The organism is Pantoea sp. UYEF8 (assembly GCF_040546285.1).
In the GTDB taxonomy this organism is placed as follows: Bacteria; Pseudomonadota; Gammaproteobacteria; order Enterobacterales; family Enterobacteriaceae; genus Pantoea; species Pantoea brenneri.
On sequence record NZ_JBEPNM010000002.1, the window covers coordinates 196,838 to 216,739 of the forward strand.

Below are 19,902 nucleotides of genomic sequence, written 5' to 3' on the forward strand. Positions count from 1 at the left end.
TGACGTTATTGTTATCAAGCAACTGCGATAACTATAGTCTGTGAGCGCTAAAAAAGGGAGTTTTATTGGTTAATCAGTACGCTACAACTGTTAAATAAAAAAACTGGCTGCCACAATGCCACACAGGATCATAATCAGCAGAATAATTTCGAAGCGATAGCGACGCACCATTTCATCCACTCCAGTAAAGAAACACCCGGCATAACCGGGTGTTTTTAATCATTAACGCGTGGTCGGGCGCGCTACGGCGACCTTAGTTCTTAGCCGCTGGTTTAACGACTTTTTTGTGGTGAACTTTTTTAGCGGCCTGCGCTTTCTGCGCGGGTTTTACTGCTTTTTTGTGATGAACTTTTTTAGCTGCCTGGGCTTTCTGTGCCGCTGGCTTGGTTGCTTTTTTGTGGTGAACTTTTTTAGCTGCCTGGGCTTTCTGTGCCGCTGGCTTGGTTGCTTTCTTGTGGTGCACTTTCTTAGCAGCCTGCGCTTTCTGCGCAGCCGGTTTTACTGCTTTCTTGTGGTGAACTTTCTTAGCCGCTTGCGCTTTCTGTGCTGCGTCTTTCTTCACTGCTTTTTTGTGTTTCTTGTGTTCAGTTTTGTGTGCAGTTTTCGCTGGTGCTGCTGCGGTAGTTGAAGTCGCAGCCGGCGCAGCGGCAGGAGCAGCTGTGGTATCAGCAGCGAAGGCAACAGAAGACATACCCATAGCAGCGGCGACAACCAGTGCAAATAATTTTTTCATTGCAAATTCCTCGGACATTTTTTTCATGTGTAGCCCACTGCGGGGCCGGTGAAGAGACTATAGGGAAATCGCTGCAGGGTGTCCGTGGGTGTTTGGTATCGGCGTGTAACCGATTGTACAACGCGGGAAAAGGGCGGTCAGATGACCGCCGCGCAGTTTAGTTATTCAGATAGCGTTGTTCAAGATGCTGACGGAAAAAGGCCGGATTCAGCGATTCGCCGGTGGCATTGATCAGCAACTGGTCGGTAGAGAAACGGCTGCCATGCTGCCAGATATTCTGTTGCAGCCAGTCAAACACCGGTTGCAGTTCGCCATGCTGGATCAGATCGCTGAGCTGCGGAATCGCCTTCTTCACCGCCTGGAACAGCTGAGCCGCGTACATGGCACCGAGGGTGTAGGTCGGGAAGTAGCCGAAGGCACCGTCGGTCCAGTGAATATCCTGCATACAGCCGTCACGGTAGTTGCCACGCGTATCGAGACCCAGCGACTGCTGCATCTTCTCATCCCACAGCGCCGGAATATCGTCTACCTCAATCTCGCCTTCGATCAGCGCCTGTTCAATCTCATAACGCAGGATCACATGCGCCGGGTAGCTCAGTTCATCTGCATCGACCCGAATCAGTCCTGGTGTAACCTGCTGCGCCAGCCGGACAAAGTTGTCCGCCTGCAGCGCGGGCTGGTCGCCAAAGCGGGCGATGATTTGCGGCAGAATACGCTGCAGGAATTCGCGGCTGCGTCCCAGCTGCATCTCCATAAACAGGCTCTGCGACTCGTGAATCGCCGTTGAACGGGCCAGCGCCACCGGCTGTCCCCGCCACTGTTGCGGCAGATTTTGCTCATAGCGCGCATGGCCGGTTTCGTGGATCACACCCATCATGGCGCTGAGAAACTCCTGCTCATTGTAGCGCGTGGTGATCCGCACATCTTCCGGCACGCCGCCGCAGAACGGATGCGCACTGACATCCAGCCGGCCGTGGTTAAAATCGAAACCCAGCGTTTCCATAATGCTGAGGCCAAGCTGGCGCTGTGCGGGCAGGGCAAAGGGTCCCTGCGGCAGCGCAACCGGCTGCTGCGCCTGCTTTTCGACCACCTGCTGCAACAGCTGTGGCAGCCAGCTTTTCAGGTCGCCAAAGGTTTTATCCAGTCGGGCGCGGGTCATGCCTGGCTCATACAGGTCCAGCAACGCATCGTAGCGGGAGCTGCCGGTTGCCTCAGCGCGCAGTTGCGCTTCTTCACGACTCAGGCGCACTACCTCTTTCAGATTGGTGGCAAAGCCCCGCCAGTCATTGGCCGGACGCTGGCTGCGCCAGGCATGTTCACACACCGAACCGGCCAGCGATTTTGCCTCAACGAAGGCGTCAGGCAGCAGGCTGGCCTGTTGATAAGCGCGCTTCATTTCATTGAGGTTGGCGCGCTCGACATCGTTCAGGTCCTGCTGTTCTGCCTGTTGCAGCAGTTCGCCGATCTGCGGTGCGGTCAGAATCTGGTGCTGCAATACGCTCATCTCAGCCAGCGCCTCACCGCGTGCGCGGCTGCCGCCTGGCGGCATGGTGGTTTGCATATCGCAGCCGGCGATGGCGGTGACGTGATTAAAACGCGACAAGCGCTGGAAAGTCGCGCTAAGTTGTTGATACGCTGAGGTCACGCAAGACTCCTTGTAATAGTTAACGTAGCGGAATTTCCCGCAAGGGTAGATCAACCGGCCAGCAAAAGCGAACGCTGGCCCCGCCGAGCGGGCTGGACTCAATCGTCACCTGACCGCTGAGCGCCTGGGCAATAGAGTGGACAATGGCCAGCCCCAGTCCGCATCCGCCGGTTGCCCGATCGCGGCTGGGATCGAGCCGGACAAACGGTTCAAATACCCGCTGCCGCTCTTCCGCCGGAATACCCGGACCGTCATCTTCAACCTGCAGGCAGCCGATTGGGCCATCAAACCACAGGCTGATACGCAGCCGCTGATTCGCGTAGCGCAGCGCGTTATTCACCAGATTATCCAGCACCCGCTCCATCAGCCGGGTATCCGAAACGCCGGTATTTTCCCGCTGCGGCAGGTCAAGATCGAGCTGAACCTGCGGGTTGATGGCGCGAAAGTCGTCGAGCCGCTCACGCAGCCAGTTCGCCAGGTCGAGCGAGCGCAGATTAAGGTCAACGCGCGGCCGATCGAGCCGGGCATAGGTCAGCAGCTCTTCAATCAGGCTCTCCAGTTGGCCAATATCGCGGTTGAGCGCCACCCGTTCGCCATCGGTCAGGTTATCGCTCATCTCCAGCCGGTAACGCAGGCGAACCAGCGGCGTACGTAACTCATGGGCGATGCCATCAATTAACTGCTTCTTGCTGGCAACCAGCGTGTTGATATTCTCTGCCATCTGGTTAAAGGCGATGCCGAGCCGGAACAGGCTGGAGGTGCTGTCAAAGTGGGTACGCACGTCGAGTTCGCCACGGCCAAAGCGCTGCGCCGCTTTTTCCAGCCGCTGCATCTCTTTCCAGTGCGGGCGCATCCAGATAAACACCGGCAGCGCCAGCGACATGCCAATAAATACCAGCAGCGCAATATCCAGCAGCCGCATCTGATGCAGGTAGAACAGGTAGGGGATCGGTCCGACCGACAGCACATAATGACTGCGCGGAATATGCTGCAAAAAGGTGTATTGATCGTCGAGCGCCACGATTTCACCGGCGCGTAACCGGCGCATATTGCCGTCATCGAGCTGATACTTGCTCATTGGCTCAATGTGCAGATCAAACGACAGCCCGAGATCGAGGCTCTTGATGGTTTTATTCCAGTCGCGCGGCGGGATTTCGCGCAGTTCACTGCGAATCAGATAGAGCGAACTGGCCATCAGGTCGTTCATCGACTGGCGACCGGCCCGTTCAGCGGTGAACTTGTAGACCAGACCGACCAGCAGCGTCATCACCAGAAAGCAGACAAACAGCAGCAGGTAGAACTGTATAAAAAGCTTTCTCATAACACGCGGGTGTCCCAGGCCTGTGGCGCAAACAGATAGCCTTTGTTACGAATCGTTTTGATACGGAACGGCTCGGTGGCGCTGTCGTGCAGTTTTTTGCGCAGGCGGGAAATCGCCACGTCAATGCTGCGGTCGAGGCCGTCATAGCTGACGCCGCGCAGCGTTTTGAGCAGCGCATCGCGGTTAAGGATCTGTCCGGCGTGGCTGGCCAGCACCCACAGCAGATCGAAATCGGCGGTGGAGAGGGCGATCTGCTCGTCAAACAGCGTGACCTGACGGTTGAGCGCATCGATGGTCAGCGAGCCGAAACGCAGCATCCGGTTGGCCGCCGCTGCGGGCGCAGCATCTTCCGGCTGTCCCTGCTGCGACTGGCGCAGATGCAGGCGCAGACGCGCCAGCAGCACCGCCGGCGGCGTGGTTTTCAGGATGTAATCCTGCGCGCCCATCTCCAGCGCCAGAATATGGTTCATGTCGCTGTCGAGTGAGGTCAGCAACACAATCGGACCCTGCCAGTTGGCCCGCAGGTCACGGCAAATCGTCATGCCATCTTTGCCCGGCAACATGATATCCAGCATTACCAGGTCCGGCTGTTGTTCAGCAATTACCGCTTCGGCACGGTCACCGCGCGTCTCGACAATCACTTCAATATCGTGACGTCCCAGATAGGCGGCAATCAGCTCGCCCACTTCCGGTTCGTCTTCCACATAAACGATTTTGTTCATAGTTCACTGCGCAGAATAAGGATGAACGAAAGCATATCTTTTCCTGGTCCTGAGCTCTACGCTATCGCACGAAATATCCTTATCTCACTGGTATATAACCGGCAAAATGTGCCATCATAACCGCGGCCTTTTTGCGCCAGGTTCGGAACCGTAATGATTACTATGAGGAGCGTGAGTGTGTCTGATAAAGAGCTGGCATCAGCCATATACAGTGACCGCATCTGCTTCAATTACAGTGCTTTTCTTTCCGCTTCCTGTAAAAAACGCTGGAGCTTCGTCGATGCAATTTATGGTGTGATGCCGATTTTTGGCATGGTGACACGCAAATCTGCGCACAGCTTACAGGCCAGTGGCGACCCGCTTAAAGAATTAGCATTACAAATCATTTCTACCCAGGTCAGCGACGAAATTAACATCGCCCGTCTGATTACGCTTGCTGAACAGCAGCAGATCAGTCGCTTTGATATCCAGCTGCCTTATCCGCTTTCGCCGGAGCAGCTGGACGCCATTCATCAGGAATACCGCAAGCCGCTGAATCTGACACAGCAGGATGACCTGCTGTGCGTCTCCATCCCGCTGCAGTCACATTAAGTCGTCAGCTGCCATACCGCAGGCAGCGTCGCCGCAATCAGCATTCCCATCGCAATCCGCTCCAGTGAGGTCAGCGCTATATCCGCGCGGCCGCCGCGTCGGGCAAACATAAACAGCAGCAGCCCCGGCGCGTACAGCACCACCGAGGTCATCAGGTGTAACGGACCTGACGCGTAAAGCAGCCAGATACCGTACAGGCTGGCACCAATGCCTACCGCCATCGCCAGCGGTTTGCGCTGTCCGCGAACCACTTTGATCAGATAGAGGCCGACCAGCAGATAGGGCACCAGAATCATCTCTGAGGCGATAGTCAGCAGGTTGTTGTAGTTGGCTCCGGTAAGCGCAATCAGGATCAGACAGAGCTGAATGCTGCCGTTGGTCAGCCACAGTGAGGCGGCTGGCGCGTTGTGCACGTTCTGCCGGGCAATACTGCGCGGGAAGGCACCCAGCTGCGCGGCGATCAGCGGCACTTCAGCCGCCATAATGGTCCAGCTGAGATAGGCCCCACAGACCGAAATGATCAGGCCAACGGCGATCACCGCATCGCCCCAGTGACCCATCAGACGGGTCATTAAGCCGGCCATTGACGGATTGCGCATCTCTGCCAGTTCAGCACGCGGTACCACACCCAGCGACAGCAGCGTCACCAGCAGATAGACCAGCAGCGCCGCCAGCACCGCCAGCAGCGTGGCGCGACCGACATCCTTTTTCTGCCGGGCGCGCGCTGACACCACCACTGCGCCTTCGACCCCGATAAACACCCACAGGGTGATCAGCATGGTCTGCTTAATCTGCTCCCACAGCGGCTGTCCCAGCGTGACGCCGGAGAAATCGAAGCGGAACCGATCGTAATTAAACGCCAGCACTGCCAGCACCACAAACAGCAAAAGCGGCACCAGTTTGCCCAGCGTCGCCATCAGGTTAATGCTGGCGGCGGTTTGCACGCCTCGCAGCACCAGCCAGTGCACCAGCCACAGCAGTACCGATGCGCCAAGCATCGCCTGCCAGGTGTTGCCGTCGCCAAAAACGACGTGGCCCGGGCTGTCAGTGAAAAAACTGAGTGCGGAGAAGACGATCACCAGATAGGAGACATTAGCGATCACCGCGCACAGCCAGTAGCCCCACGCGGAACAGAAGCCCATCAGCTCGCCGAAGCCAGCGCGCGCGTAGGTAAAGATGCCGCCGTCCAGATCGGGTTTGAGACGGGTCAGCAGTAGCATTGCCAGCGACAGAAAGATAATCCCTACGCCGGTAATCAGCCAGCCAATCAGCAATGCGGCCGGTCCGGCCACGGCGGCCATATTTTGCGGCAAGCTGAAGACACCTGCGCCGAGCATTGAGCTCAACACCAGCGCTGTCAGGGCACCGAGACCTAATTTTTTCTCCAAAACAACCTTCCCGCTAGCATATATGGCTGGGTAAACCGGATTTCATCACAGGTATATGGTAGCCATCAGGCAAATAACGGTGAGAATGTCCGGTGAAACAGGCGCCAGATTTTACGGAGTGCGGCGGGGGATGGCAATGCGTGAATATGCAAAACAGCACAGGAATTATGCAAACAGCAGGGCGGCGGGCGCCGCCCTGAGAAGATTACTTAAAGATGTCTGCGGTTACGGTCAGGTTACCGCCGCTCTGGTTCTGCCACTGACGGGTCACGTGGTAGTACTTAGCCCCTTTATCCGCGGCACGCTTAGCCACTTCTTCAGAGATTTCGGTCGGAGTACCGAAGTGTCCGGTGAAGGTCACGGTGTCGAACGGCTGCATCTGTGCGGCAGTTATCGCGTTAACTTCCTGCACTGATTTGCCGTTTGGCAGATTGACCGTATAACGTTTGCCGGTTGAGCTTTGCGTTTCATAGAAACGGCCTACGCTTTTACTTGGGGTCTCAGAAGAGGCCACGCCCGGAATTTCAACGTTGGCTGCGGCTGCACCGCCTGCGGCGAGGGCCGCTTTACCCGCTTCTGAATCAGCCGGAATGGCGTTTGGCGTCTGCACCTTACGCTCTTTTGCGTCAGCCTTATAGACGTAAGCCGTCACGTACTGATTGCCGCCGTTGTTGGCATCAATCTGGCGAACAATAAAGAAGGAGGCTGCGCCTTTCTCTTTTGCCGCTTTAGAGATCGCATCGTTAACGTCTGGCTGGCTGGCGAAGAAGCCGCTCACTGATACCGTATCGAAAGGTTCGAGTTTATAGGCTTCAGCTTTAGGTAACTCGTTGATGCCGTTGAAGCGACGGTAGCTGGTGGAAGAGGCCGCTTCAGGCGCATCGGCTTTATAAAGGTCCGCGGTGACGCGCCAGTTGCCGCTGTTGCCGTTGGTGTCGTTAATGCCCTGGATGTAGTAAGAAGCGGCGCCCATTTCATCAGCACGCTTAGACACCGCATCGGCGGCATCGCCAATTGCGTTGAAACGGCCGGTGATATTAATACGTTCGAATGGCTTCAACGCGGCCGCTTTTTCTGGCGTCAACTCCTGCGCAGCGAATGCGTTAGCTGCCAGCAGGGATAACAAGGTGGACGCCAGAATAGTGTTCTTCAGCTTCATAAAAATAATCCTTCGCCTTACGCAAAAATGAGTACGAAAACGTGCTGGACTCTTGATGTATAACAGATTAGCCGCTGATTATTGCATGTTATAAACAGACTGTCGCAGCGATTTTTTGCGTCAACTCGCGTTATTCAACCGGACATTCTTCATCTGATTGTCATGAATCGCGTTTATAGCCCCTTTTTGGTGCGGGTTACCGTTAAAGCCGGTAAGCCTTAGTGCTATAACAGTTAATGCATTGTTAAATAAAGGTTTTTATTAACCGGATCTGCGCCCTGACACGATTAGGCATAGCAGATTATCTGCTGATGACTGGTTTTAGTAGTGCGATAATACGGGTTTTTATCTTTAACACTGAATAATTGGGTGAATGTCTCTACTCCGCCAGGCCGAACTGGATCGCCCGTCACATTTTCAGTAGGTTATAAACACTTTGAAATAAGTGCATTTCGTTCATAAGCAGCTGAAACACTGTTTCAGTTGCGCTGTTGTCGTGCAGACTTCTTGCCATCATCCTTTAACCGATGAAAGGAAACACTATGTTAATTGGAATACCCAAAGAACGATTGCCGGGCGAGTCACGTGTGGCCGCCACGCCGCAGACCGTTGGGCAACTGATCAAGCTGGGGTTTAGCGTCACGCTGGAACATGACGCGGGCCTCAGCGCCAGTTTCGATGACGACAGCTACCTTGCGGCAGGCGCCACTCTCAGTGACACCCAGCAGGTCTGGCAGTCCGATATCGTGCTGAAAGTGAATGCACCGCTCGATGATGAGATTGCGCTGACCCGGGCGGGCAGCACCCTGGTGAGTTTCATCTGGCCGGCACAGAATCCTGCGCTGCTGGAGAAACTGGCGGCGCGTCAGGTGACGGTGATGGCGATGGATTCCGTGCCGCGTATCTCGCGGGCGCAGTCGCTGGATGCCCTGAGTTCGATGGCTAACATTGCCGGTTATCGCGCGATTGTGGAAGCGGCCCACCAGTTTGGCCGTTTCTTTACCGGTCAGATTACCGCAGCCGGTAAAGTGCCACCGGCCAAAGTGATGGTTATTGGTGCCGGCGTAGCCGGGCTGGCAGCGATCGGCGCGGCGGGCAGCCTCGGCGCGATTGTCCGGGCATTTGATACCCGGCCGGAAGTGAAAGAGCAGGTGCAGAGTATGGGCGCCGAATTCCTCGAACTCGATTTTGAAGAGGAAGCGGGCAGCGGCGATGGCTACGCCAAAGTGATGTCTGAAGCCTTCATCAAAGCCGAAATGGCGCTGTTCGCCAGCCAGGCGCAGGAAGTGGACATTATCGTCACCACCGCGCTGATCCCCGGCAAACCGGCTCCGACGCTGATTACCGAAGAGATGGTTGCCAGCATGAAGCCGGGCAGCGTCATCGTCGATCTGGCGGCGCAAAACGGCGGCAACTGCGCTCTGACGGTCGCCGATCAGGTTACCGTTACCCCGAATGGCGTGAAGATTATCGGTTATACCGATTTGCCCAGCCGCTTACCGACCCAGTCATCGCAGCTCTACGGTACCAACCTGGTCAACCTGATGAAGCTGTTATGCAAAGAGAAAAACGGCGAAATCACCCTTGATTTCGACGATGTGGTGGTGCGCGGCGTTACGGTGATCCGTGAAGGCGAAGTGACCTGGCCAGCACCGCCGATTCAGGTCTCCGCTGCTCCGCAGGCCGCACCGGCTGCGGCAAAAGCGGTATCGACGGTCGAGAAAAAACCGGTTGCTGCCTGGCGTAAATATCTGCTGATCGCGCTGGCGATAGTGCTGTTTGCCTGCCTGGCCAACGTCGCGCCGAGTGATTTCCTGTCACACTTTACCGTCTTCGCGCTCTCCTGCGTGGTGGGCTACTACGTGGTGTGGAACGTCAGCCATGCGCTGCATACGCCGCTGATGTCGGTCACCAATGCCATCTCCGGCATTATCGTCATCGGCGCGGTGTTGCAGATGGGGCACGGTGGCTGGGTGACGTTTATCTCCTTTATTGCCGTGCTGATTGCCAGCATCAATATCTTTGGTGGCTTTACCGTCACCCAGCGCATGCTGAAAATGTTTCGTAAGGGGTAATTCATGTCTGGCGGATTAGTAACTGCAGCCTATATCGTCGCTGCCATTCTGTTTATTTGTAGCCTCGCCGGTCTCTCGCGACATGAGACCTCTAAGCAGGGCAATATTTTTGGTATCAGCGGCATGGCGATCGCACTGGTGGCCACCATTTTTGGGCCCGACAGCGGCAACGTGGTGTGGATCCTGGTGGCGATGGTGATCGGCGGGGCAATTGGCGTGCGTCTGGCGAAGAAGGTCGAAATGACCGAAATGCCGGAGCTGGTGGCAATTCTGCACAGCTTTGTCGGCCTGGCGGCGGTGCTGGTGGGCATCAACAGCTATATCGATCATGCGCCTGGCCTGCCGGCGGTGATGGAGAATATCCATCTGAGCGAAGTGTTTATCGGTATCTTTATTGGCGCGGTGACCTTTACCGGTTCGCTGGTGGCGTTTGGCAAGCTGTGCGGCAAGATCTCCTCGCGGCCGCTGGCGTTGCCGCATCGTCATAAGCTCAATCTGCTGGCGCTGGTGGTCTCGTTCTTGCTGCTGCTGTGGTTCGTTAACACCAGCAGTAGCGCGGCGCAGGTATTTGCACTGCTGTTGATGACCTTGATTGCGCTGGCGTTTGGCTGGCATCTGGTGGCGTCCATCGGCGGGGCAGATATGCCGGTGGTGGTGTCAATGCTCAACTCTTACTCCGGCTGGGCAGCTGCTGCAGCCGGCTTTATGCTGAGCAATGATCTGCTGATTGTCACCGGTGCGCTGGTCGGCTCCTCCGGTGCGATCCTCTCTTACATTATGTGTAAGGCGATGAACCGTTCGTTTATCAGCGTGATTGCCGGCGGTTTTGGCAGTGAGACCAGCAGCGGTGATGACAGCGACGCCGCGGGTGAACACCGTGAAATCAGCGCGGAAGAGACCGCAGAGATGCTGAAAGCCTCTTCTTCGGTCATTATCACCCCTGGCTACGGTATGGCGGTGGCCCAGGCACAATACCCGGTGGCGGAAATCACCGCCAGGCTGCGTGCACTCGGTATCAAAGTACGTTTTGGCATTCATCCGGTGGCCGGTCGCTTGCCCGGCCACATGAACGTACTGCTGGCCGAAGCTAAAGTGCCGTATGACGTGGTGCTGGAGATGGATGAAATCAACGATGACTTCAGCGAAACCGATACGGTGCTGGTGATTGGCGCTAACGATACCGTCAACCCGGCGGCGCAGGAAGATCCGCGCAGTCCGATTGCCGGAATGCCGGTACTGGAAGTGTGGAAAGCGCACAACGTCATCGTGTTTAAACGCTCAATGAATACCGGCTATGCCGGGGTGCAGAACCCGCTGTTCTTTAAGGAGAATACCCAGATGCTGTTTGGCGATGCCAAAGCCAGCGTGGAAGCGATTCTGAAAGCGCTATAAAAAAAAGGGCGGCTGATTAGCCGCCCTTATTACTGAGCAGGATTACTCCTCCTCATCCTCTTCATCATCCAGATCGATCGGCGATTTAAAATCATCAGGTTTAATTGCCAGCAGATCGCAACGCAGATGATCAATCACCTGTTCTGCCGTATTGCCGAGAAACGCGGCCGACAAACCGGTACGTCCGATCGTTCCCAGCACTACCACACCCGCGCCGAGGTGCACCGCCAGGTCAGGAATCACCTCTTCAGGCAAACCCTTAGCAACATGGGTGAACTCTTCACCAATGGAAAATTTCTGTCGCAGTGCTTTCATCGCCACCAGATGCTGGCCGCGAATGGCGTCGTTGTAGACGCTCGGATCAAAATCGGGCAGCTCGATAGCAATATTGATTGGGGTGATAGGGTAGGCGCCAACCAGATGGACTTCAGTATGATTCACGGTTTCGGCCAGCTTGACCGTTTCACGGATCAGCTTCTGATTCAGGCCATCATGATGCGGCTCTTCACTGGCGAGGTTCACCGCCACAATCGCTTTACCGCCTTCCGGCCACGGCTGATCTTTCACCATCCACACCGGGCACGGGCATTTACGCAGCAGATGCCAGTCTGTCGGGGTAAAAATCACCGACTCCAGCCGATCGTGCTGGTGCGCCATTTTCAGCACTAAATCATGCTGGTGGGCTAACACTTCCTGAATGATGGCTTCATAGGGACGGTTGTGCCAGATGACCTTGATTTCGATCTCGACACCGGCATCCAGGTAAGCGTGTGCCTGTTCGCGAATCCACTCGGTGCGCTGGCTGATTACGCCCTGACGCATTGAGGCGCGTTCATCAGGCGACAGCAGGGTGGTCATCTCATAGGAGAAATCATAGATAGGCAGAAAAGCTTTGATTTTGCCGCCGATGAATTGATTGAGATAGACCGCACGCCGCAGCGCAGGCTGGTCGTCTTGCTGGGCATCGATCGCGACCAGAATATTTTGGTACTGGGACATGAGGAACTCTCCTTAAACCAAAGCGACTGGATTAAAGATAGCCTATGTTGCACAGCGGAAGAAGTGAAAAAGTTGCTGCCGGATCAATAAAATAACAATTATTAATCCGGCCGGCGATCAGGCAGCCTGATGGCTCTGACCCGCTAACTCTTCCAGTAAGGCGTGGTTCTCAATAGTAATATATTTACCCTTCACCGCCAGCATGCCCGATTTCTGGAACCGGCCCAGCAGACGGCTGATGGTTTCGACCGTTAAGCCGAGATAATTACCGATATCGCCACGAGTCATGGTGAGACGGAATTCGCGCTGAGAGAATCCACGCTGACCAAAGCGGCGTGACAGATTCCAGATAAAGGCGGCCAGACGCTCTTCGGCATTTTTCTTCGACAGCAGTAAAATCATGTCCTGATCGCCTTTGATCTCACCACTCATCAGACGCATCATCTGCTGACGCAGGGCCGGCATTTTTCCTGACAGATCGTCCAGCGTTTCGAACGGAATTTCACAGACCATTGCGGTTTCCAGCGCCTGAGCAAAGCTTGGATGGCTGGCACCCATGATCGCATCAAAGCCGACCAGGTCGCCGGCCAGATGGAAACCGGTAATCTGCTCATCGCCCTGTTCGGTGATGGTATAGCTTTTAATGGTACCGGAACGGATGGCATAAAGTGACTTAAGCTCGTCACCCGCTTTGAAAAGGGTTTGCCCTTTCTGAATAGGTTTTTTACGCTCAATGATATTGTCGAGCTGGTCCAGCTCATGTTCATTTAGCGTAAACGGGATGCAGAGCTGACTGATGCTGCAATCCTGGCAGTGAATGGCACAACCGCCCGACTGAATACGACGAATGCTGCGTTTTTCAGGGATCATAATGGTTTGCTCGACGATAATTGACTGGTGTCAATTTTAACATTTTTTGTGCTGAAGGGAACTCATCCGAGCAGTTTTAGGCGCACAAAAAGTATGGACGTCAGACCGGGCACCAAACATAGCTGTGACGGGCTTCTCAGAATGCCAAAATGGCTACTGTCACGAAAAGTTGCCGCTTTTTGATCTAAAACCTGAATTGTCTGATACAAAAAATCACCAAAAACAGGGTTAGCGCAGTGCCGTTAGCTTTTGCTACGCTTTCACCCTAAGCCTGTTTTGCCCTCCATCAATTTTAATCAGGTGTGAGAAAACCATGAACCTTGATGATAACGATCTTTTTCGAGACGCCATGGGAGATGTCACTCCGTTAAAAGACACTACCAGCACCTTATGGCTCAAATCGCCCTCAACCAAAGCGCCGCGCCATCCACCGCGCGATCCTGAACAGGAGAATTTCCTGACCCGTGGCTATCTGGATATCGTGCCGCTGAACACGCCGCTGGAATACAAGGCTGATGGCATACAGCAGGGCGTGCTGGATAAACTGCGCAAAGGGGAGTACCGGCTGGATGCCAGCCTGAATCTGCTGCGGCAGCCGGTGGAAACCTGCCGCCAGGCGCTGTTCAATTTTATGGTGCAGGCGCACAAGCAGGGATTGCGCAATCTGCTGATCATTCATGGCAAAGGCCGCGACGATGAGTCGCATGCCAATATTGTGCGCAGTTATCTGGCGCGCTGGCTGACCCAGTTTGACGATGTACAGACCTTCTGCGCCGCCCAGGCGCAACATGGCGGCGCGGGGGCGCTGTATGTTGGCCTGCGTAAAACCGATAAAGCGCGGCTGGATAACCGTGAGCGGCATGCTAAACGCAGCCGCTAGCTGTGGAATTTGCGCATGGTTGACATCAGCACTTCGGCGCTCAGGCTGAGCTGACTGCCGGTGCGGGTAATAATCCCTACCGGCTCGCCCGGACCGGATGAGTTAATCGGCAGAGCGCAGACCGCATTGTGGCTAAGGTCTTCTTTAATTGCGCCGGAAGGCACAAACCAGATGTAGTCGTAACGCAACGCCAGTTGCCGCGCCAGCGAGGTCGAAGAGGTCTCAATACAGTGGGGCGGCAGCGAACAACCCTGTTCGTCGAGCATCTGCTGCGCTATACGGCGCGGTGCGGTGCCTTCAGGCGAAATCACCACCGGCCACTGCATGGCACGCGACAGGGTGACGTTGTCACTTAAGAGCGGGTGTTCCGGACGCACCACCAGCTTGAGCGATTCAAGAAACAGCAGTTCATAGGTCAGCCCGGTCATCATTTCACTGTCGGCCATCCGGCCAACGCCAATATCGAACTCACCGGCCCGTAATCCCGCCAGCAGCACATTATTATGTAAGGTCGCCACCTGAATGGTGGTATTGGGTTGCAGTTGATGAAACCGGTCCAGGATCTGCGGCAACATGCCCATTGCGGCGGTGGTCAGCGCGCCGAGCCGGATAATGGCCGGCTGATCGGCAGGCTGCTCATTAAAGCTTTGTCCGGCGTGGTTGAGCGCGTCAAGTACCCGCACCGCATGCGTCAGGAACTGTTCACCCATTGTGGTGAGTTGCGCGCCGAGCCGGCCACGCTCAAACAGCCTGACGCCGGTCAGCTCTTCCAGTTCATTAAGGGTTTTTGACAGGGCAGGCTGGCTCAGGCTAAGCGTTTCGGCCGCCCGGCCCAGCGTGCCTTGCTGCGCGACCGCAACAAAGGTATGTAAATGGCGCAAGCGAATGCGCTGATTGAAAAGGATATTTTTTTCCATCCCTTAAACTTAATGAGGATCACCGGTAACAGGCAACCATTTAAAATGGATTTTGTTAACTTAGCTGCAAAATTATATTAACAAATATCGCGGTGCAACCATCTCGCCAGGTAAGCCGCTGAAAAGAAACGTGTCATATGGGAATGCGGCCAGCAGGCCAGCCAGCAGGGCAACCGCAGATCAACGGGTTAGCGATTAAAAGTTGAATAATTCTCAATATCATATAAAAATCTGACGTCTTAACGTTAACGATCGGCTATCATTGGCGCCGTTTTTTTTACTAAATCTGATGTCCGATGGCGGGTGCCCGAGAGGAGTTTTCATTGACCAGCGTAGAGGCGGTAGATGTACGCCAGCTCATTAACCAGCAGGCGCTGAGTCGCTGGCAAAAGCGGTTAATCGCGCTCTGCTTTATTGTGGTGGCGCTTGATGGCATGGACATCGCTATTATGGGCTTTATTGCGCCGACCCTCAAAACCGCGTGGGGCGTCAGCAACCATCAGCTGGGGATGGTGATCAGTGCCGCACTGATTGGCCTGGCGCTCGGCGCGATGGTAGCCGGCCCGCTAGCCGACCGCTACGGCCGGCGGATGATGATTATTCTTAGCGTCTTCTTTTTTGGCCTCTGGACGCTGGCAACCGCGCTGTCGCAAAACATCGAACAGATGATGCTGTTCCGCTTCCTCACCGGGCTGGGGCTGGGCGCAGCGATGCCAAACGTCGGCACGCTGGTGGCTGAATACGCGCCAGAACGACGTCGGGCGTTCATTATCACCGTGGTATTTTGCGGCTTTACTTTTGGCGCGGCCAGCGGGGGATTTGCTGCCTCGTGGCTGTTACCGCGTTACAACTGGCACTCAGTGCTGCTGCTCGGCGGGATCCTGCCGCTGCTGGTCCTGCCGTGTTTGATCCGCGGGCTGCCGGAATCGGTGCGCTTCCTGATTAGCCGCGGCGCGCCTGCGGCACGAATTCACGCTATCGTTGACCGGATGATGCCGGGCGTCACGCAGCCGGATAGCGCGTTTCATGCGCCTGAAGCCAGCGTTGCCACGCGCGGGGCGATAGCGACCGTGCTGTCGCGTAGCTACCTGTTTGGCAGCACTATGCTGTGGGGCGGCTACTTCACGGGGCTGTTTCTGGTCTACCTGATTGGCAGCTGGCTGCCGTCGCTGGTCAATACGCTGGGGATGTCGGTTACTGAAGCCGCGATTATCACCGCGATGTATCAGGCTGGCGGGACGCTGGGTTCGCTGTTTGCCGGCTGGCTGATGGATCGCTTTAATGCCAACCTGGCACTGGCGGCGATCTACTTTTGTGGCGGGCTGTTTATCGTCGCGCTGGGGTACTCTCCGGCGGAAGTGGGCATCATGAGCGGCATCGCCTTCTGTAGCGGCTTCTGTTTCAACGGTGCCAATACCGGGATGAATGCGCTGTCGGCCAGCTATTATCCGACGCATGCCCGCGCCACCGGCTCTAGCTGGATGCATGGCGTCGGCCGCGTCGGCGCAATTCTTAGCGCATTTGTCGGAGCAGAAATGCTGTCACTCGGCTGGTCGTTCAGCTTTATTTTTCTGCTGCTGGCCATTCCGGCGGTGATCACTACCCTGATGCTGCTGCTAAAAAACCGCTACGGCTTTAAGCCGATCACAAATTCGTGATTTTTTCCGCTGGCGCCAATCCGTTGCATTACATTAGCAGCAACGCTCACGGTGTCAGGTGGAACAGATGGACAACTTTCTCACTGCGGATGCAATCCGCACCCGCTTCTCTCAGGCGATGTCCGCCATGTATCAGCAGGAAGTGCCGCAATACGGCACGCTGATGCAGTTGGTGATGGCGGTTAACGACCGCACGCTGGAATCAGAACCCGCACTGAAAGATCGTCTGGCAGCGGCAGATGAACTCAGCCGGCTCAATATTGAACGTCACGGTGCCATCCGGGTCGGCAGCGCCAGCGAACTCGCCACGCTGCGGCAGATGTTTGCGGTGATGGGGATGTATCCGGTCGGCTATTACGATCTCTCCCAGGCCGGCGTGCCGGTGCATTCCACCGCGTTCCGGCCGGTCGACGAAGCTGCCCTGCGGCGTAATCCTTTCCGCGTCTTTACCTCACTGTTACGACTGGAGCTGATAGAAGAGCCTGAGCTGCGTGAAAGGGCGGCGGCGATTCTTGCGGCGCGCGATATCTTCACGCCGCGCTGTCGGCAACTGCTGCAGCTACATCCGCAGCAGGGTGGATTCACCGCCCCGCAGGCGGCGGAGTTTGTCACCGAAGCACTGGAAACTTTCCGCTGGCACGCCCACAGCAGCGTCGATAGCCAGACCTATCAGGCATTGAATCAGCAGCACCGGCTGATTGCTGACGTGGTCTGTTTCTCCGGCTGTCACATTAACCATCTCACTCCCCGCACGCTGGATATCGATCGGGTGCAGCAACTGATGTCGTCGCGCGGAATCGAACCGAAAACCCTGATTGAAGGACCACCGCGTCGTCAGGTGCCAATTCTGTTACGCCAGACCAGTTTCAAGGCGCTGGAGGAAGCGATCACCTTTCGGGATGGTCATAAGGGCACCCACACCGCGCGCTTTGGTGAAATCGAGCAGCGCGGTGCAGCGCTGACGCCGAAGGGCCGGGCGCTGTATGACCGTTTGCTGCATCAGGCGGGCAGCGGTCAGGATAACCAGCAGCATCAGCAGCATCTGAGCGATGTGTTCCGGGATTTTCCAGACGATGAGCAGACGCTGCGTCAGCAGGAGCTGGCGTGGTTCCATTACCGGCTCAGCGAAAAGGGGATGGCGAGCCCGCCAGCCCGTGGTGAGACGCTCGACAGCCTGATTGCTGAGGGACGAATCATTGCAGAACCGATTATCTATGAGGATTTTTTGCCGGTCAGCGCCGCGGGCATCTTTCAGTCAAACCTTGGCGATCACGCACAGGTCCGGTCGGCAGGCCAGGCCAGCCGGGAAGCGTTTGAAACGGCGCTGGGCAGTGCGGTGGTGGACGAGATGGCACTGTATGCGGAGCGTCAGCAACGCTCGCTGGCACGCTGTGGCGTGGTGACTTTATAGCCCATGCCGTCGCAACAGGACAATTATCCCGCCAGGGTAGCAGCCTCCTTCAGCGGCGATTATATTATCGCCGCTGAAGGGTGTTAGTACGAAACGGGATAGAATTACGTGCGCGCCGGGCTTAATAAGCTGAGCCGGACTGGCGCGCAGTAATCGGAGAGGTGTTCCCTGATGCTGGTGCGAAACTAATAAAATAATATTAACGATACGGTCGATGAACAGCAGAAGAGGATCTGCGCTACGCCGTTATGATTTGTTGTAATTATCTGTGTGCAGTCTTCTTTTTTGCTGTCTTCCCGCAGGATAACCGAGCCGGCAGGTGCCGGTGCAGGCTGGAAAGCGTAAGCAAATATAATCAAAAATCCTTCTGTTGCCTATTCAAACCTTTTGATGAAGTTGTTCAGTCCTTTGCTACAACCTTCGGCATAATCTGCAAATCCGCCTCAGACATAGACATTGTCTCAAGGCCTGCAAATAATGGAGTGTCGTTAGAACAGGGATACAGGAATGAAAAACGAAACAGGTCTGCGGATTATGACAGCAGAGGGTGAGTTACGTGGATGCATGGATGATGACCTTTTCGTATTCAAAGGCATACCTTATGCCGCCGCCCCGGAAGGGGCACTACGCTGGCGTCCGCCGCAGCCGGTCACGCCGTGGAACGATCTGCGTGATGCCACACAATTTTCAGCATCAGCCTGGCAAAACCGCGATTATTGCCGGGCAGTTGGCGGTGGCGATCCCGGCGAATTTAGTGAAGATTGCCTTTACCTTAATGTCTGGACCCCGGATGTCGAACCGACAAAACCGCTGCCGGTGATGGTCTGGTTACACGGCGGCGGCTACACCATCGGCGCGGGCGGTCTGGCGCCCTACAGCGGTAAACCGCTGGCCTCGCGTGGCGCGGTGGTGGTCACCATCAACTACCGACTCGGCCATCTCGGTTTCTTCTCCCATCCGGCTTTAGATGCGCAATATCCTGTTGCCAGCACCATAAATAATTTTGGTCTGCTCGATCAAATTGCGGCCCTGCAGTGGGTACAGCGCAACATCCCGGCCTTTGGCGGAGACCGCCGCAATGTCACGCTGTTTGGCGAATCATCCGGCGCGCGCAGCGTGCTGTCGCTCTGCTGTTCGCCGCTGGCCGAAGGGCTGTTTCACAAGGGGATTGTGCAGAGCGCCTACAGCTTACCGGATACGCCGCTGAAAAAAGCGCGTCAGCAGGGCATGGCGGTTGCACAGCATCTGGGGCTGCCGCCCGACGCCAGTGCCGATGCGTTGCGTGCTTTACCCGCCGACGCCTTCTGGTCGCTGGATGGCCCGCTGGCGATCCAACCGGTGCCGATTTCCGGCGATGCGGTGCTGCCGGAACCGATGCTGAAAACCTTCCTCGCGGCCCGACAGCACCGTCTGCCACTAATGGCGGGCAGCAACAGTGATGAAGCCAGCGTGCTGGACTATTTTGGCGTTGATGCCACCGCGGTGCTGCATCAGTTGCGCGACAAAAATCGGGTGATCTATCGGATGCTAAAATGGATGTATGACATCCATGACGATCAGCGCCTCGGTCGTGCGGTGGCGCGCGACATTGCGTTCAGCGTGGTGCCGTGGCTGGTGATGCGCGCCCAGCATAATGTTGGCATGCCGGGCTGGCGCTACTGGTTTGATTATGTCTCTGAGAATGCGCGCGATCTCTATCCTGACGGGACCTGGCATGGCAATGAAGTGCCATATGTCCTTAACACCCTGAGCCAGATGCCGGATCCGAATGAAAACCGGCCTTTCAGCGACGCCGATCGGGCATTTGCCTCGCGCGTCAGCGACTACTGGTTCAGATTCGCCTGCGATGCCAGCGAATACAAGCAGCAGCTGGAAGGCGAAGTGGTATGGCCCGCGTGGCATCCAGGCGACGATGTGACAATGTCACTCGGTGATCATCGCCAGAGTGGTTTAGTCCTGAAACGGAACTTTATGCGCGCCCGAATGCGCCTGTTCCGCCTGCTGATGAGTAAAATGGTGCGTCTTTAATTAGTCCGCTAATCATCAAATTGCGCGAATGGAATTACTGGAGCCATTCGCGCATACTCCATTGAATATACAACTAATTCCCACCGGCTCCCACTAATGACGCTGTAAAACTA

17 protein-coding genes are annotated in these 19,902 nt (G+C 55.9%); 7 read left to right on the forward strand and 10 right to left on the reverse strand.

Going from position 1 to position 19,902, the window contains the following annotated elements:
• Positions 1-90: 90 nt before the first annotated feature.
• The 5 genes from ydgU to rstA all read right to left on the reverse strand — a co-directional run bounded on the left by ydgU (position 91) and on the right by rstA (position 4,421).
• Positions 91-171 (reverse strand): small membrane protein YdgU, encoded by an 81-nt coding sequence (gene ydgU, locus ABIB18_RS23770; RefSeq protein WP_456152378.1) that lies wholly within the window; start codon positions 169-171, stop codon positions 91-93.
• Between the two features lie 82 nt (positions 172-253).
• Positions 254-733 (reverse strand): acid resistance repetitive basic protein Asr, encoded by a 480-nt coding sequence (gene asr / locus ABIB18_RS04415; RefSeq protein WP_031376776.1) that lies wholly within the window; start codon positions 731-733, stop codon positions 254-256.
• A gap of 157 nt (positions 734-890) precedes the next feature.
• Entirely contained in the window at positions 891-2,378 is a 1,488-nt protein-coding gene (locus ABIB18_RS04420) for a carboxypeptidase M32 (protein ID WP_354473714.1), read from the reverse strand.
• Positions 2,379-2,397: 19 nt separating this feature from the next.
• Positions 2,398-3,699 (reverse strand): two-component system sensor histidine kinase RstB, encoded by a 1,302-nt coding sequence (gene rstB, locus ABIB18_RS04425; RefSeq protein ID WP_031376774.1) that lies wholly within the window; start codon positions 3,697-3,699, stop codon positions 2,398-2,400.
• On the reverse strand, positions 3,696-4,421 hold the full coding sequence (gene rstA, locus ABIB18_RS04430; protein ID WP_031376773.1) for a two-component system response regulator RstA: 726 nt from the start codon (positions 4,419-4,421) through the stop codon (positions 3,696-3,698). Before rstA ends, rstB begins: the two co-directional genes overlap by 4 nt.
• A 177-nt stretch (positions 4,422-4,598) precedes the next feature.
• Here rstA and ABIB18_RS04435 point away from each other — a divergent pair, with 177 nt between their 5' ends.
• On the forward strand, positions 4,599-5,012 hold the full coding sequence (locus tag ABIB18_RS04435) for a hypothetical protein (RefSeq protein ID WP_031376772.1): 414 nt from the start codon (positions 4,599-4,601) through the stop codon (positions 5,010-5,012).
• Here the strand turns inward: ABIB18_RS04435 and ABIB18_RS04440 are convergent.
• Both ABIB18_RS04440 and ydgH read right to left on the reverse strand, forming a co-directional pair.
• A complete protein-coding gene (locus ABIB18_RS04440) occupies positions 5,009-6,400 on the reverse strand; it encodes a basic amino acid/polyamine antiporter (RefSeq protein ID WP_031376771.1) in 1,392 nt (463 codons plus the stop codon). The two genes, ABIB18_RS04435 and ABIB18_RS04440, sit on opposite strands and share 4 nt — an antisense overlap.
• Before the next feature lie 205 nt (positions 6,401-6,605).
• The gene (ydgH, locus tag ABIB18_RS04445; protein WP_031376770.1) at positions 6,606-7,559 is read right to left on the reverse strand and encodes a DUF1471 family protein YdgH; all 954 of its coding nucleotides are present in this window, start codon (positions 7,557-7,559) and stop codon (positions 6,606-6,608) included.
• A 542-nt stretch (positions 7,560-8,101) separates the two neighbouring features.
• Between ydgH and pntA the strand changes: the two genes are divergently transcribed.
• Both pntA and pntB read left to right on the forward strand, forming a co-directional pair.
• Positions 8,102-9,634 carry a Re/Si-specific NAD(P)(+) transhydrogenase subunit alpha gene (gene pntA, locus ABIB18_RS04450; protein WP_069728360.1) on the forward strand — a complete coding sequence of 511 codons (1,533 nt, stop codon included), beginning with the start codon at positions 8,102-8,104 and terminating at the stop codon, positions 9,632-9,634.
• A gap of 3 nt (positions 9,635-9,637) precedes the next feature.
• Positions 9,638-11,026 (forward strand): Re/Si-specific NAD(P)(+) transhydrogenase subunit beta, encoded by a 1,389-nt coding sequence (gene pntB / locus ABIB18_RS04455; protein WP_354473715.1) that lies wholly within the window; start codon positions 9,638-9,640, stop codon positions 11,024-11,026.
• 42 nt (positions 11,027-11,068) lie between these two features.
• Here pntB and uspE read toward each other — a convergent pair whose 3' ends face one another.
• Positions 11,069-12,025 (reverse strand): universal stress protein UspE, encoded by a 957-nt coding sequence (uspE, locus tag ABIB18_RS04460; RefSeq protein WP_031376767.1) that lies wholly within the window; start codon positions 12,023-12,025, stop codon positions 11,069-11,071.
• A gap of 117 nt (positions 12,026-12,142) precedes the next feature.
• Positions 12,143-12,895 carry a fumarate/nitrate reduction transcriptional regulator Fnr gene (fnr, locus tag ABIB18_RS04465; protein ID WP_009090088.1) on the reverse strand — a complete coding sequence of 251 codons (753 nt, stop codon included), beginning with the start codon at positions 12,893-12,895 and terminating at the stop codon, positions 12,143-12,145.
• Positions 12,896-13,208: 313 nt separating this feature from the next.
• Here fnr and smrA point away from each other — a divergent pair, with 313 nt between their 5' ends.
• Positions 13,209-13,775 (forward strand): DNA endonuclease SmrA, encoded by a 567-nt coding sequence (smrA, locus tag ABIB18_RS04470; RefSeq protein WP_031376766.1) that lies wholly within the window; start codon positions 13,209-13,211, stop codon positions 13,773-13,775.
• Here the strand turns inward: smrA and ABIB18_RS04475 are convergent.
• A complete protein-coding gene (locus ABIB18_RS04475) occupies positions 13,772-14,692 on the reverse strand; it encodes a LysR substrate-binding domain-containing protein (protein ID WP_031376765.1) in 921 nt (306 codons plus the stop codon). The genes smrA and ABIB18_RS04475 overlap by 4 nt on opposite strands.
• Positions 14,693-15,015: 323 nt before the next feature.
• On the opposite strand from ABIB18_RS04475, the gene ABIB18_RS04480 reads away from it, so the two are divergent.
• The 3 genes from ABIB18_RS04480 (at position 15,016) to ABIB18_RS04490 (ending at position 19,789) form a co-directional block, all read left to right on the forward strand.
• The gene (locus ABIB18_RS04480) at positions 15,016-16,350 is read left to right on the forward strand and encodes an MFS transporter (protein ID WP_354473716.1); all 1,335 of its coding nucleotides are present in this window, start codon (positions 15,016-15,018) and stop codon (positions 16,348-16,350) included.
• 67 nt (positions 16,351-16,417) lie between these two features.
• Positions 16,418-17,761, forward strand: coding sequence for a 2-oxoadipate dioxygenase/decarboxylase HglS (hglS, locus tag ABIB18_RS04485; RefSeq protein ID WP_354473717.1), 1,344 nt, complete (start codon positions 16,418-16,420; stop codon positions 17,759-17,761).
• A gap of 507 nt (positions 17,762-18,268) precedes the next feature.
• Complete coding sequence (locus ABIB18_RS04490) at positions 18,269-19,789, forward strand: carboxylesterase/lipase family protein (protein WP_354473718.1); 1,521 nt, start codon at positions 18,269-18,271, stop codon at positions 19,787-19,789.
• Positions 19,790-19,902: the final 113 nt, after the last annotated feature.